This window comes from Phaeacidiphilus oryzae TH49, assembly GCF_000744815.1.
GTDB classification, from domain to species: Bacteria; Actinomycetota; Actinomycetes; order Streptomycetales; family Streptomycetaceae; genus Phaeacidiphilus; species Phaeacidiphilus oryzae.
Genome location: NZ_JQMQ01000004.1, coordinates 43623 through 57632 on the forward strand (window position 1 = coordinate 43623; position 14010 = coordinate 57632).

13 protein-coding genes are annotated in these 14010 nt (G+C 73.4%); 3 read left to right on the forward strand and 10 right to left on the reverse strand.

The genetic code is table 11. The features are described from left to right. Window positions 1–4: 4 nt before the first annotated feature. The 4 genes from BS73_RS00350 to BS73_RS00365 form a co-directional block, all read right to left on the reverse strand. Window positions 5–1297 carry a M24 family metallopeptidase gene (locus BS73_RS00350; protein WP_235215217.1) on the reverse strand — a complete coding sequence of 431 codons (1293 nt, stop codon included), beginning with the start codon at window positions 1295–1297 and terminating at the stop codon, window positions 5–7. Further along, the gene (locus BS73_RS00355; protein WP_063836874.1) at window positions 1294–2382 is read right to left on the reverse strand and encodes an NAD(P)-dependent oxidoreductase; all 1089 of its coding nucleotides are present in this window, start codon (window positions 2380–2382) and stop codon (window positions 1294–1296) included. The genes BS73_RS00350 and BS73_RS00355 overlap by 4 nt, the downstream gene beginning before the upstream one ends. 99 nt (window positions 2383–2481) lie before the next feature. Continuing rightward, window positions 2482–3558: an alpha/beta hydrolase family protein gene (locus BS73_RS00360; protein ID WP_051938941.1), complete on the reverse strand. Its 1077-nt coding sequence runs from the start codon at window positions 3556–3558 to the stop codon at window positions 2482–2484. A 111-nt stretch (window positions 3559–3669) separates the two neighbouring features. Next, complete coding sequence (locus BS73_RS00365) at window positions 3670–4095, reverse strand: MarR family winged helix-turn-helix transcriptional regulator (RefSeq protein ID WP_037568403.1); 426 nt, start codon at window positions 4093–4095, stop codon at window positions 3670–3672. Window positions 4096–4174: 79 nt separating this feature from the next. Between BS73_RS00365 and BS73_RS00370 the strand changes: the two genes are divergently transcribed. Both BS73_RS00370 and BS73_RS00375 read left to right on the forward strand, forming a co-directional pair. Further along, entirely contained in the window at window positions 4175–5098 is a 924-nt protein-coding gene (locus BS73_RS00370; protein WP_051938944.1) for an alpha/beta fold hydrolase, read from the forward strand. An 86-nt stretch (window positions 5099–5184) separates the two neighbouring features. After that, complete coding sequence (locus tag BS73_RS00375) at window positions 5185–6039, forward strand: SAM-dependent methyltransferase (RefSeq protein WP_235215218.1); 855 nt, start codon at window positions 5185–5187, stop codon at window positions 6037–6039. Here BS73_RS00375 and BS73_RS00380 read toward each other — a convergent pair. The 5 genes from BS73_RS00380 to BS73_RS00400 all read right to left on the reverse strand — a co-directional run bounded on the left by BS73_RS00380 (window position 6029) and on the right by BS73_RS00400 (window position 12528). Continuing rightward, the gene (locus BS73_RS00380) at window positions 6029–8458 is read right to left on the reverse strand and encodes a bifunctional salicylyl-CoA 5-hydroxylase/oxidoreductase (protein WP_051938946.1); all 2430 of its coding nucleotides are present in this window, start codon (window positions 8456–8458) and stop codon (window positions 6029–6031) included. The genes BS73_RS00375 and BS73_RS00380 overlap by 11 nt on opposite strands. Beyond that, window positions 8455–10095 carry an AMP-binding protein gene (locus BS73_RS00385; protein ID WP_037568405.1) on the reverse strand — a complete coding sequence of 547 codons (1641 nt, stop codon included), beginning with the start codon at window positions 10093–10095 and terminating at the stop codon, window positions 8455–8457. The genes BS73_RS00380 and BS73_RS00385 overlap by 4 nt, the downstream gene beginning before the upstream one ends. Before the next feature lie 100 nt (window positions 10096–10195). Beyond that, window positions 10196–11164 (reverse strand): acyl-CoA thioesterase, encoded by a 969-nt coding sequence (locus BS73_RS00390; protein WP_037568407.1) that lies wholly within the window; start codon window positions 11162–11164, stop codon window positions 10196–10198. A gap of 14 nt (window positions 11165–11178) precedes the next feature. After that, window positions 11179–11673 (reverse strand): cupin domain-containing protein, encoded by a 495-nt coding sequence (locus tag BS73_RS00395; RefSeq protein ID WP_037568409.1) that lies wholly within the window; start codon window positions 11671–11673, stop codon window positions 11179–11181. 9 nt (window positions 11674–11682) lie between these two features. Next, a complete protein-coding gene (locus BS73_RS00400; RefSeq protein ID WP_037568411.1) occupies window positions 11683–12528 on the reverse strand; it encodes a fumarylacetoacetate hydrolase family protein in 846 nt (281 codons plus the stop codon). A gap of 101 nt (window positions 12529–12629) precedes the next feature. Here BS73_RS00400 and BS73_RS00405 point away from each other — a divergent pair, with 101 nt between their 5' ends. Further along, window positions 12630–13046 (forward strand): RidA family protein, encoded by a 417-nt coding sequence (locus tag BS73_RS00405; protein WP_037568413.1) that lies wholly within the window; start codon window positions 12630–12632, stop codon window positions 13044–13046. A gap of 82 nt (window positions 13047–13128) precedes the next feature. Here the strand turns inward: BS73_RS00405 and BS73_RS00410 are convergent, their stop codons facing one another. Then, on the reverse strand, window positions 13129–13974 hold the full coding sequence (locus BS73_RS00410; RefSeq protein ID WP_037568415.1) for a PaaX family transcriptional regulator: 846 nt from the start codon (window positions 13972–13974) through the stop codon (window positions 13129–13131). Window positions 13975–14010 lie beyond the last annotated feature (36 nt).

A 14010-nucleotide genomic window follows, 5' to 3' on the forward strand; every position in this document is an offset into this window, starting at 1 on the left:
CGGCTCAGTAGGCGTTCGCGACGACCAGGTCCTGCGCCGGGAAGAGGGTGAGGACCCGGGCGCCCTCGGGGGTCACCACGACCTCCTCCTCGATCCGGGCGGCCGAGAAGCCGTCGTCGGCCGGGCAGTAGGTCTCCAGCGCGAAGACCATCCCCGCGCGCAGCTCCACCGGTTCCCGCATGCTGTTCAGCCGGGAGATGATCGGCCGCTCATGGAGGCCGAGGCCCAGCCCGTGACCGAACTGCAGGCCGAACGCGGCCATCTCGTCCTCGAATCCGAACTCGGTGGCCGCCGGCCACAGCCGGGCGATCCGGTCGGTGGTCACCCCCGGCCGGACGGCGTCGATCGCGGCGTCCATCCACTCCCGCGCCCTGGTGTAGGCGTCGCGCTGGGAGGGGGTCGCGCTGCCCACCCCGAAGGTGCGGTAGTAGCAGGTGCGGTAGCCGTTGTAGGAGTGGATGATATCGAAGAAGGCCTGGTCGCCGGGGCGGATCAGGCGATCGGAGAAGTTGTGGGGATGCGGGTTGCAGCGTTCGCCGCTGACCGCGTTCACCGCCTCTACCTGGTCCGAACCGCCCGCGTACAGCCGCTGGTTGACCAGGGCGACGATCTCGTTCTCGCGGACTCCGGGCTTCAGCGCCTCCAGCACGTCCTGGTAGACCCCGTCCACCATCGCCGCCGCCTGGTTGAGCAGCGTGATCTCGTCCTGGGACTTGATCTCGCGGGCGTCCAGCATCAGTTGCTGGGCGTCCACCACCGTCAGCCCCTGCCGCTGCATCTCGAAGAGGAACGGCGGTTCCACGATGTCCACCCCGACCGGGGCGCCGGCCAGGCCCGCGTCCCGCAGCAGCCCCTTGATCTCACGGACGGCCTCCGCCATCAGCCCCGCGCTGGGGGCTATCGCCCCGCGCAGGCCGAGCATCCCGGCCCGGCAGTCGGCGGGGTCCAGCCAGGGGCTGTGCAGCCGGTGGTGGCGGGCGGCCGAGCCGAAGTCCCAGAGCTTGGGCGTGCCGCCGTCCCGGGTGAGGAGGGCGTAGCGGGTCATCTTGTCGCCGAGCGCGCCGCCGATCCAGGTCTGGGTGGTGTAGCGGATGTTGTAGAAGTCGAAGAGGAGGAAGGCGCCGCACTCGCCGGCGTCCAGGGCCGCCCGGGCGCGGGCCAGCCGGTGGTCGCGGAGGCGGTCGAAGTCCACCCGCTGCTCGTAGTCGACGGCCATGTGGCCCGGCGCGGGGACCGGTGCGGTGGGCGGGGCCGGCGCGGTCCGCGCGGCGCTCCGGGAGGACGCGGGGGCGGTCACGGCCGGTCTCCTTCGCCGTCGCCCGGGTCGGCGCCGTCTTCCGGGCCGGCGTCGAAGCCCCCGCCCTCGCCCGGTCCCTCGCCGAGGCCGTCGCCCGGTCCCTCGCCGGGACCGTCGCCGAGGCCGTCGTCCACCTCGACGTTCTCCGGGGCGAGGGTGAGGCCGGAGGCGGCGGCCTGCTGGTCGAGGAGGACGGCGAAGTCCTCGCCGGTGCGCCCGCCGCCGATGGTCGCCTGGACCAGCTGCGCGGTGGCGGCGGCCAGCGGCATCGGCACGCCGAGCTCCCGGGCCGCGTCCAGACCGAGGTCCAGGTCCTTGCGGAGCAGCGGCGGGGTGAAGGTCGGGGAGTAGTCGAGGTTGACGAAGGCCGGCGACTTGTAGCGGGTGAACGCCGAGCCCAGCACGCTGTCGTTGAGGAACTCCAGGAAGGCGTGGCGCGGGACCCCGCCCTTCTCGGCCAGCACGGTGATCTCCGCCAGGGACTGGGTGACCACCCCGAGGAAGACGTTGTGGGCGATCTTCACCAGCCGGGCGGTGTCCCCCTCGCCGGCGTAGGTGGCCGCGCGTCCGATGGTGTGGAGCAGCGGGGAGACTCGCTCGTACGCCTTCTGCGGGCCGGAGACCACCAGGCTCAGCTTCCCGGCCTCGACCACCTTGGCGTTGCCGCTGACCGGTGCGGCCAGGAAGTCCGCGCCGGCCGCCGCGCAGGCCTCCCGGACCGCCGCCGAGGCCTCGGCGGAGACCGTGGAGCAGTCCACGACGACCGCCGGCACCGGGCCGGCCGGCGCCTGGCCGTCGGAGTGGATCAGGCCGTCCTCGCCGAGCAGCACCTCCTTGAGGTCCTCCGAGCCGGCCACCGTCGTGAAGACGACGTCCCGGTCCCGCAGTTCGGCGATGGAGTCGCGGACCTCGGCGCCGAACCGGCGCAGCGGCTCGGCCTTGGCGCGGGTGCGGTTCCACACCGCGAGGTCGTGGCCGGCCCGGGCCAGGCGCTCGGCCATCGCCGCGCCCATCCGGCCCGTACCGATCCAGCCGACGCGCAGCCGTTCCCGGTCGGTGTTCCGCGCTGAAGCCGAGTCCGCCATCTGACACCCTCTCCTCGTCCGGCTCTCCTCTTCCGGTGGGGGTACCGGGGGATTCCGGTAGGGGTAACTCGCAAACGATTGCCTGCGGCTGACGGTATCTCACCCGTCGGCGTTCAGCCGTTCCGCCACCCAGTCCGCGGTGTACGGCCGGTGCCAGGGCGCGACGTTCGCGCAGCCGTGGTTGCCGCGCTCCAGCATCAGCAGCTCGCCGTGCGGGGCGCTGTCCGCCAGCCGCTGGGCCTGCTGCCAGGGGAAGAGCCGGTCCTGCCGGCCGAAGACCACCAGCAGCGGGGCGGTGATCCGCTCGGCGTGACCGGCCAGGTCCAGGCCGAGCGCCAGGTCGCGGGCCTCCTTGGCGGAGCCGGAGCGGGACCGGACCCGGAAGGCGTCCTGGGTCAGCGGCGGTAGCCCCTCCCAGCATTCGCCGAGGTTGAACGGCCCGGCCAGGGCGACGCAGGCGCGGATCCGGCGCCCGGCGGCGGCCGCGACCCGAGGGGCGTAGTACCCGCCCAGGCTGACCCCCCAGACCGCGAGCCGGCGCGGGTCCACCCCCGGCTGGGCGGCCAGCGCGTCCAGCATCGCGGTGCCGGGCGCGGACCAGTCGGCGCGGATCGGCAGGTCGTACTCGGCCTCGCCCTGGCCCGGTCCGTCCACGCTGAAGGTGGCCACCCCGCGCTCCAGGAAGGCCTGTTCGACCAGGTGCTGCTCCTCCTTTGCCGAGTCCAGGCCGGAGAGCAGCAGGACCGCGCCGTGGTGCGGGCCCTCGCCGCCCGCTCCGCGCGGCAGCCGCAGGATGCCGGCCATCCTGCCGCCCTCGAAGGGGATCTCCACCCGACGGCCGGGCGGGTCCAGGTACGGCAGGGCGTCGTTACGGCAGGCCACCGCGCGGCGGTGGGCCGCCCGCAGCTGGTCCGGGTCCTGTACGAAGAGGAACTTGGCGAAGTGGTAGTAGACCGCGGCCCGGGAGAGGTGCTGACCCGCCGTCAGGGCGTGCCCGGCGGCCAGGGCCTCGCGGCCGAGCCGCTCGTGCTCGGCGGCCGCCTCGCACCAGGCGGCGCACCAGTCCGACCAGTTCCGGAGGTCGCGGGTGACCCGCTCGAAGTCGGAGACGGTCACGCCGTTGGTGGTGAATCGCGGCGCCCAGTTGGCCAGGGCGGAGGCTACTCGATCGTCCATACTCGCTCGTCCCATGACAGAGCACCGGCTTCCGGGTGGTCGTCGGGCAGTCGATCGTGCAAACGAGTGCAGAGTCACCGATCCCATCGGAGCTGTCAAGGCTCCTGGTCGTCAGTGCCGGGCGGCGGCCTCGCGGGCGGCGGTCAGATACCGCTCCACGGTCTCCAGCTCCGCCGGCGTGAACTCCGCTGCCGCGTCCACCAGTCCGCCGATCAGCGGGCCGAAGAAGGACCAGCCCAGCTCCTCGGCCCGCTCCTCGACCGAGAGGAGGACCCGCCGCCGGTCGGCCCGGTCGCGGGTGCGGGACACCAGGCCGAGCCGCTCCAGCCGGTCGAGCAGCGCGGTGACGCCCGCCGAGTTGAGCCGCAGCGCGGCACCGAGCCGCCCGGGGGTGGCGACCGTGCCGGCCCGGCCCGCGTCCATCAGGAAGATCAGCGCCCGCAGGTCGGTGGGGTGGAGGCCGTTGCGGGCCGCGAACTCGGCGCCGCGCAGGTCGAACTCCACGGTGACTGCGCGGAGGAGGTGCACCAGCCGCATGGCGGGCTTGAGGTCTTCACTCACTCGGCTAGTATCTCGCTCAGCGAGAGATCTGGTCAATCCGATCCAGGGGGTAGCCATGGCCGCAGCGCCCGGCGCACCGGACTTCTTCACCGCCTACGAGGCACTCCTCGCCCGCTGGCCCGCCGGCACCCGCGAGCTCGACGTGCCGACGCCGTACGGAAGCACCCGGGTGCACGCCTACGGGCCCGAGTCCGCCCCGCCACTGCTCCTCCTCCACGGCGGTGGCGCCACCGGAGGCGTCTGGTACCGGAACGCCCGCGCGCTGGGGGAGCGGTACCGGGTGCTGGCCGTCGACGTCCTCGGCGACGCCGGGCGCAGCGTCCGCTCCGGCCGCCCGCTGCGCCGCACCCCCGATCTGATGGGCTGGCTGGACGCGCTGCTCGACGGCCTGGAGCTGTCCGGCGCGCATCTTCTCGGCCACTCCTACGGCGGCTGGATCGCCCTGAACTACGCCCTCCACGCGCCCCGGAGGGTGAACCGGCTGGTGCTGCTCGATCCGACGCAGTGCTTCGCCGGCTACCGCCCGGCCTTCCTCCTCCGCTCGCTGCCCGCACTGCTGCGCCCCAGCACGGCGAGGGCACTCGCCCTGGTCGACCACGAGACCGCCGAGACCGCCGGCACCGAGACCGCCGGCACCGAGACCACCGGCACCCAGCCCGACCCGGACGCCAGGCGGGTCTACGCCCTGGCGGCCGCCGGCTTCCCGGACCGCCGCCTGGTGGTCGGCCGCCGCCCGGACCCCTCCCGGCTGAGCGTCCCACTGCTGGTCCTGCTGGCCGGCCGGAGCGGGGTGCACGACGTGGCGAAGGTCACCGCCCGGGCCCGAGCGGCCGTCCCGGACGCCGAGATCGAGACCCTCCCCGGGCTCGCCCACTTCTCGCTGCCGACCGCCCTGCCGGACCGCGCCCACCGGCGGATCGCGGACTTCCTCGGCGGAGTACGCGCCGGAGATGGAGATCACGTGCCGGTTGCGGAGTGACGCCTCCCAGCGGCCGGCGGGGAACTGACGGTTCGTTAAAGTAGGTGTCGATCAACGGCGTTCAGCGTGGAAAGGCTGGTCCCGAGATGGCCGAGACACCGAGGTGGATGCTGCCGGCGGACCATCAGCGGTCGCTCCAGGCCGAGCAGGCGGTGCCCGCCCCGCCGGTGGACCTGCGGACCGACCAGCCGCACTCCGCCCGGGTCTACGACTACATCATCGGCGGCAAGACCAACTTCCCCGCCGACCGGGAGACCGCCGCCAAGTCCCTGGAGCGCTGGCCGGGCCTGCGCACCTCGATGCGGCTCAACCGCGCCTGCATGCGCCGGATCGCCCGCAGGCTGACCGAACTCGGGGCCCGTCAGTTCATGGACATCGGCACCGGGATACCCACCTCGCCCAACCTCCACGAGGTGGTCCAGGCCGAGGCCCCGGAGGCGAGGATCGCCTACGTGGACAACGATCCCATCGTCCTCGCCCACGCCCGCGCGCTGCTCAGCAGCACGCCGGAGGGCCGCACCGGCTACGTCCAGGCCGACATGCGGGACGTCGACGGCCTGCTCGCCGACCCCGTCCTCAACGGCATCCTGGACCTCGGGCGGCCGATCGCGCTGACCCTGATCGCCGTCCTCCAGTTCGTCGAGGACGCCCACGGCCTGGTGCGGGCGCTCACCGAGCGGCTGCCCTCCGGCAGCCACCTCGCGCTCACCATCCCCACCGGCGAACTCGCCGCGGAGTCCCGGGCGCTGGCCGAGGAGTACACCGCCAACGGCATCCCGATGTACCTCCGCAGCCGGGCCGAGGTCGAGGCGCTCTTCGAGGGCTTCGAGCTGCTCGGCCCCGGCATCGTCCCGATGACCCGCTGGGAGCCGGACCCCGGCGAGGAGCGGCTCCCCGACGACACCACCAACATGTACGCGGGGATGGGCGTCAAGCCGTAGCCGTGGCCGGGGGCGTAACCGCAACCGCCTCCGCCTCCGCGGGCGCGGCCCCGCGGCTCGGCTTCCACCGCAGGTGGATGGGCTGCCCGTCGGCGGAGGCGCGCAGCAGCGCCAGCCGCGGCGGGATCTTGTCGGTACGGGAGGACGGCGGCCGCCGGGACCCGGCGGCGAACTGCGCAGGCCACTCGGCGCCCTCCCCCCGGTACTCCTGCTCGGCCGCGGCCTGCAGGGTCCACTGCGGGTTGTAGAGGTGGGTGCGGCCGAGGGCGCACAGGTCGGCGCGGCCGGCCAGCAGGATCGAGTTGACGTCGTCGTAGGAGGAGATCGCGCCCACCGCGATCACCTTGACCCCGGCCGGGCGGGCGACGGTCTGCCGGATCCGGTCCGCGAACGGCGTCTGGTACGAGCGGCCGAAGGCGGGTCGCTCCTCCTTGGCGACCTGGCCGGTGGAGACGTCGATCGCCGCTGCCCCGTGTGCGACGAAGGCGCGGGCGATCTCCACCGCGTCCTCGGCGGTGTTGCCGTCCGGCATCCAGTCGGTGGCCGAGATGCGGACGGTCACCGGGACGCTGTCCGGCACCGCCGCGCGTACCGCGTCGAAGACCTCCAGCGGGAAGCGCAGCCGGTTGGCCGGCGAGCCGCCGTACTCGTCGGTGCGGTGGTTGGCGAGGGGGGAGAGGAAGGAGGAGAGGAGGTAGCCGTGGGCGGCATGGACCTCGATCAGGTCGAAGCCGGCCGCGACCCCCCGTTCGGCGGCCGCGACGAAGTCGGCGACCACCTTGTCCAGATCGGCCCGGTCGGCCTCGCGTGGGGTGTGGCAGCCCTCGCCGTAGGGGATCGCGGAGGGGCCGATGACCTCCCAGTTCCCGCTCTCCAGCGGCTGGTCGATGCCGTCCCACATCAGCCGGGTGGACCCCTTGCGGCCGGCGTGGCCGAGCTGGAGGCCGATCTTGGCGGTGGAGCGGGTGTGGACGAAGTCGGTGATCCGGCGGTAGGCGTCGCGCTGGTCGTCGTTCCACAGCCCGGTGCAGCCGGGGGTGATCCGGCCCTCCGGGGAGACGCAGACCATCTCGGTCATCACCAGCCCGGCGCCGCCCAGGGCCTTGGAGCCGAGGTGCACCAGGTGGAACTCGCCGGCCAGGCCGTCCTCGGCGGAGTACATGTCCATCGGGGAGACGAGGACGCGGTTCTTCAGCCGCAGCGGGCCGATCTCGACCGGCTGGAACATCGCCGGGACCGAACCCCGGGCGTCCGCCGCCGCCGTCCCGGCGAAGGCCCGCTGGACGCGTGCGGCGAACTCGGGGTCGCGCTCCTTGAGGTTCTCGAAGGTGATCCGCCGGGAGCGGGTCAGCAGGTTGAAGCAGAACAGCTCGGGGTCCTGCCCGGCGTACATCCCGATGTCCTCGAACCACTCCAGGGAGGCCTGGGCGGCCCGCTGGGTGGACTCCACCACCGGCTTGCGCTCGCTCTGATAGGCCGTCAGCGCCGCCTCCAGCGAAGGCTGTTCGTGCAGACAGGCGGCCAGCGCCAGGGCGTCCTCCATGGCCAGTTTGGTGCCGGAGCCGATGGAGAAGTGGGCGGTGTGGGCGGCGTCGCCGAGGAGCACCACATTGCCGTGGTGCCAGCTGCGGTTGCGCACGGTGGTGAAGTTCAGCCACTTGGAGTTGTTGCCGAGCACCCGGTGGCCGCGGAGTTCCCCGGCGAAGATCTCGGAGATCCGGGCGACGGCGTACTCGTCCGAGGCCCCGGGCGGGAAGGCGTCGCCCTCGGTGGCGTCGAAGCCGGCCCGCCGCCAGACCTCCTCGTGCATCTCCACGATGAAGGTGGAGCCGTGGTCGCCGTAGGGGTAGCCGTGGATCTGCATGGTGCCCCACTCCGTCTGCTTGACGAAGAACTGGAACGCCTCGAAGACCAGGTCGGTACCGAGCCAGATGTACTTGTTGCGGCGCCGGTCCAGGGAGGGCCCGAAGTGGTCCGCGTACCGCTCCCGGATCCGGGAGTTGAGCCCGTCCGCGGCGACCACCAGGTCGTATTCGGCGCGCAGCGCCTCCGGGTCGGGCGCCTCGGTGCGGAAGCGGACGTCGGCGCCGAGCTCGGCGGCCCGCCGCTGGAGGAGCTGGAGGAGCTCCTTGCGGCCCATCGCGGCGAAGCCCTGGCCGCCGACGGTGAAGGAGCGGCCGTCCAGCCCGATGTCGATGTCGGTCCAGCGGGCGAAGCGGGCGGCCATCTGCTCGTGGATCACGGTGTCGGCGTTCTCGATGCCGCCCAGGGTCTCGTCGGAGAAGACCACGCCGAAGCCGAAGGTGTCGTCGGGGGCGTTGCGCTCCCAGACGGTGATCCGGTGGCCCGGGTCGAGCTGCTTCATCAGCGCGGCGAAGTAGAGTCCGGCGGGGCCGCCGCCGGCGATAGCGATCTTCAACGCTGTTCCTCCTCGATGATCCGCCGCAGGATGTAGTGCTGCAGCTTCCCGCTGGGGTTGTGCGGGAGCGACGCCCGGAACCTGATCTCGCGGGGGTACTTGTACGGCGCCAACTGCCGTTTCACATGCTCCTGGAGCTCTCGTGCGGTGCCCTCGTCCGCGGTCGCGCCCTCGCGGAGCACCACGAACGCGCAGACGATCGAGCCGCGTTCGGGATCCGGCTTGGCCACGACCGCGGACTCCAGCACGTCCGGGTGGGTGTCCAGGGCCGCCTCCACCTCCGGTCCGCCGATGTTGTAGCCGGAGGAGACGATCATGTTGTCGGTGCGGGCGCGGTAGGTGAAGTAGCCGTCCTCGTCCCGGACGAAGGTGTCGCCGGTGACGTTCCAGCCGTTCACCACGTACGCCGACTGCCGGTGGTCGTCCAGGTAGCGGCAGCCGACCGGGCCGATCACGGCCAGCCTGCCCTCGGCGCCCGGCGGCAGTTCGTTGCCGTCGGCGTCCAGCACGGTGGCCCGGTAGCCGGGCACCGGGCGGCCGGTCGTGCCGGGGCGGATGTCCTCGCCGGCCGCGGAGATGAAGATGTGGAGCATCTCGGTGGCGCCGATCCCGTCGATGATCCGCAGCCCGATCTCGGACTCGATCCGCTGCCAGACCTCCTGCGGGATGTGCTCGCCCGCGCTCACCGCCGTCCGCAGCCCGCGCAGCCGGCCGATCAGGCCCGCCTTGAGGATCTGCCGGTAGGCGGTGGGCGCCGTGGAGAGCACCGTGACGCCGAACTCCTCGACCAGGTCGGCGAGTCGGGCCGGGGTGGCGCTCTCGGTCAGGAACATGCAGGCGCCGGCCCGGAGCGGGAAGACCACCAGCATGCCGAGGCCGAAGGTGAACCCGAACGGCGCGGTGCCGGCCACCAGGTCGTCGGGTCGCAGCCGGAGGACGTGGCGGCCGAAGGTGTCGTCGATGGCCAGCAGGTCGCGGTGGAAGTGGATGGTGATCTTCGGGGTTCCGGTGGAGCCCGATGTCGGCCCGAAGAGCGCGATGTCGTCGGCCGCGGTGTCCACGTTGGCGAACTCGCCGGGCTTCGCCGCGCAGAGCGCCAGCAGGTCGTCCGCGGCCTCGCCGCCGAAGGCGACCAGCCGCAGCCCCGGCGCCGCGCTGTCCCGCAGCTCGGCCACCTCCGCGGTGAACCGGTGGTCGACCAGCGCGAGCGCCACCTCGCACTTGGCCACCACCGGTGCCAGATCGCGCACCCGCAGTGCGGCGAGGGTGGTCACCGCGATCCCGCCGGCCTTCAGGATGCCCAGCCAGCAGGCCACCGCCCAGGGGTTGTTGGGCGCGCGCAGCAGTACCCGGTTGCCGGGCACCAGACCCAGGTCCTCGACCAGCACCCGGGCCACCTGGTTGGCCCGCTGCCGCAGCTCGCCGTAGGTCCACAGCTCGCCGGTGTCGGTGCGGATCGCCGGCCGGTCGGGGCCGTGGGCGGCCACCGCGGCGTCGATCAACTCCCCGGCCGCATTGAGGCGTTCGGGACGTCCGCGGAGCGCCTCGGTGTCGAACTCCAGACGCGGCCACTGCGCGGACGGGGGCAGCCGGTCGCGGCCGAAGGTGTCCGGGTAGGCGGTGGGGGAGAGCCGCACAGCTGCGGCCGGTGCCGCCGGGGCCCCCGGGGCCGCGGGCGGCGTCGGGGGCAGCGGTCGGGTCGGTGGCGTGGGTGGCATCGGGGACCTTCCAGTGCGGTCAGGAGGCGCCGTGCGGACGGGAGTCGCGGAGCATGCCCTCTTGGACGACGGTGGCCAGGTGGACACCGTCCCGGGTGAAGAACCTCCCCTGCCCGACCCCCCGCCCGGCGGCGGCGTGGCCGGCCTCCTGGGCGTAGAGCAGCCAGTCGTCCAGGACGCCCTCGTCCGGCACGCGGTGGAACCACATCGCGTGGTCCAGGCTCGCGGTCACCAGCCCGGGCCTGGCCCACGGCAGGCCGAGGACCCGCAGCACCGGTTCGAGGATGGTGTAGTCGCAGACGTACGCCAGGGCGGCCAGGTCGCGCTGCGCCCGGTCCAGGCCCTCCACGGGCCGCAGGGCGTCGAACGGCCGCACCCAGATCGCCTGGTGGGGCGTGCGCTCCCCGTCGACGGTGAGGTAGACCGGCCCGGGGACGTGCCGCATGTCGAAGCTGCGGCCGTGGCCCCAGTACTCCTTGGACTGCCCGGTCATCGTCCCGCCGGAGCGTTCCGCCAGGTACGCGGCCGAGGAGGGCAGGGTCTCCGGGGCCGGCGCCTCCGGAGCCGCCGGGAGGTACTCCCCGCCCGGCTCGCCGGCCGCGAAGGAGGCCAGTGCGACATAGACCGGCTTGCCGTTCTGGAAGCCGCGGACCTGGCGGGTGCTGTAGCCCCGGCCGTCGCGCAGCAGCTCGACCTCGTAGCGGACGGCCGCGCCGATCTCGGCCGGGCGCATGAAGTAGGAGTGCATCGAGTGGAGCGACTTGCCCTCCGGGGCGCTGCGCATCGCGGCCGCCGCCGCCCCCGCGACCAGGTCGCCGCCGTACGCCTTGGGCCACGGGCAGGGCTGGGTGACGGCGCTGAAGGCGAGGTCGAAGTGCTCGGCCTCGGTCTCCTTGAGGGTGACCGCCTCGGTGAAGACCGCCGACGTGCCGGCCCGCCCGCCGCCGGCGCCGCCTCCGTCTCCCTCGGCGCCGCCTCCGCCGCTCATGCCCGGTCCGTCGCTCATGCCCGGTCCGCCCAGTCCCGCAGGGCCGCGTCGGCCACGTCCGCGAGGTTGACCACGATGTTCTCCGGGGTGCGGGTGGTCATCCAGGTCAGCGGGCGGTTGCGGTCCAGGTTGCACTCGATGTGCGGCATGTACGGCGGGACGAAGACCCAGTCCCCCTCCGCCATGTCGATGTAGTCCAGGTACTTCTCGCCGAAGTAGATCCGGGCCCGCCCGGAGAGGACGTAGCCGCCGGTCTCGGCCTCGCCGTGGTGGTGCGGTACGGAGCGGTAGCTGGGGTCGTTGCTGACCTTGCCGAACCAGATCCGGGTGGCCGGGGTGTGCTGCGGGCTGACCCCGGCGATCCGGGAGGCCCCCTCGGACTGGCCGGTGCGCGCGGACTCCAGCCCGCCCCTGGTGACCACCGGCACCACCAGCCCGCTCTCGTTCGCGTACATCGAGTTGTCCCCGACGGTGTGGACCTGGTTGAGGTCTCCCTCGGTGGGTTGCATGAGCGACTCCTAGCGTGCGAGCTCGTCGGTGTGGACGATCCGGTTGCGCAGTACGCCGATGCCGGGGATCTCGGTCTCCAGCAGGGCGCCGTCGGCGAGGTGGGCCGGCGGGGTCATACCCGCTCCGACCCCGCCGGGAGTCCCGGTGAGCACCAGGTCACCGGGGCGGAGCAGGGTGAACGTGGAGATGTAGGAGAGCAGTTCGGCGGTGTCGAAGACCAGCGTGCGGGTGTTCCCGCGCTGGCGCTCCACCCCGTCGACCCGGCAGATCACCTCGACCCCGGCCGCCGGATCCAGCGCGTCCGCGCTCACCACGACCGGGCCGACGGGGGTGGTGCGGTCCCAGGCCTTCCCCTGGAACCACTGCAGGGTGCGGCGCTGCCAGTCCCGCACCGAGACGTCGTTGGCGACGGTGTAGCCCCAGACCGCGGCGGCGGCCTCGGCGCGGCCGGCGCCGCGCAGCTCCCGACCCACCACGACGGCCAGCTCCGCCTCCCAGTCCGGCCGGAGGCCGGCCGGCAACCGGATCTCGTCCGCGGGACCGGTGAGGGTGTCCGCGTACTTGGCGAAGAGGGTGGGGTGGGTCGGCAGCTCCCGGCCGGTCTCGCGGATGTGGTCGGCGTAGTTGAGGCCGCAGCAGACCACCTTGCCGGGGGCGGGCAGCGGCAGCACCGGCACGGCGTCCGCAGCCGCCAGCGCCTCGGCCGCCGACTCCCCGGCCGGGGTGGAGGCGCCGCCGTCGCGGAGAAAGGCCGACAGGTCGGGGGCGGGCAGCCGGCGCCAGACCCCGTCCGAGTCCAGGTCGACCGCGGCGGTGGTGCCGCCGTCGGCCTCGCGCAGTGTCGCGAACCTCATCCTCGGGCTCTCCTCCTCGGCCGGCACGGGCTTGCCATGTGTCGTTTTTTTCATGGCCGTCATATAAAGTCAATAGCCGATTCGATCGTACGGAGGCCCTGATGAACCCGATCCCCGTGAACCCGGACACGCTGCCCGCCCCCAGCGGCTACTCGCACGGGACGCTGAGCGGAAACACCCTCCACCTCGGCGGGCAGACGGCGCTGGACAAGGACATGCGGATCGTCCCGGGCGGGATCGTCGAGCAGTTCCGGCAGGCCTTCGGCAATCTGCTGACCACCCTCGCGGCGGCCGGCGGCCGGCCCGAGGACCTGGTCAGCATCACCCTCTACCTCACCGACATCCCCGACTACCAGGCGCACGGCAGGGAGATCGGACGGGTCTGGCGGGAGCTGGCCGGGCCGGTCTACCCGGCGATGGCCGGGATCGGCTGCACCGCGCTCTGGCAGCCCGAGGCGCTGATCGAGATCCTGGGCGTGGCGGTCATCCCGGAGGAGCGGATCGTCCGCCCGGCCTGAGCCGGGCGGCGGCCGGGCCGCCCGGGGCGACGGCGCCGGCACCCGGGCGGGGCGACGGCGCGGGCAGGGGCGGCCGGCCGGGTCAGCCGGCCTCGATCACCGAGCGGGCGAAGCGGTGGGCGGGTTCGGCGAGGCGCTCCCGCAGCTCGTCGAAGAGCGCCGCGGCGCGGGTGCCGGGCCAGTCCTCGGGCAGCAGTTCCGGCGGCAGTCCGGGGTCCAGGAACGGCAGCCGCCGCCAGGCGGTCAGCGCCCGCAGGTACTCGGCGAAGGACTCGGCGTCGGTGCGGCCGTCCCGCCGGCGCTCGAGCACCGCGCCGAAGGCCCCGACGAACTCCTCGTAGAGGCCCCGCAGTCCGTCCAGGTCCCACCAGCTGCCGACCAGCTGGGCCACCTCGCCGAAGGCCAGGTGCCGGGCCTCGAAGAGATCGACGTAGCCGGTCAGCCCGTAGCGGTCGAGGACCTCGCGGGTCTCCTGGTACAGGTGCCGGGGGGCGATCCACACCCCGGGCGCGGCCGTGCCGAAGCCCAGCCAGCTCAGCCGCGAGCGCAGGACGTGGCGCTGCTGCCGCTCGGACTCGGGGACGCTGAAGACGGCCAGCAGCCAGCCGTCCTCGACCTCGGCGCGGGAGCGCCCGAAGATCCGCTGGTCGCCCTCGTCCAGGACGCCGCGGCCCTCGGCGGAGAGCTCGTATCCGGCGGAGCCGGAGACCCGGCGGGCCTCCAGCAGTCCGCGGCGCTTCAGCCGGGAGACCGCCGAGCGGGTCGCCGGGGCGTCCACCCCGAGTTCGGCCATCAGCCGGATCAGCGCCGATACGCTCACCCAGCCGCCGACCTCGCGGGCGTACAGCCCGTACAGCGTGACGATGAGGCTCCGGGGCTGCGGGCCGCGGCCCCCGGCTCCCTCATCCGCGTCGGCCGAGATCGTCATCCGCACACGATATCCCGCCCCGGCCGGGCGTGATCA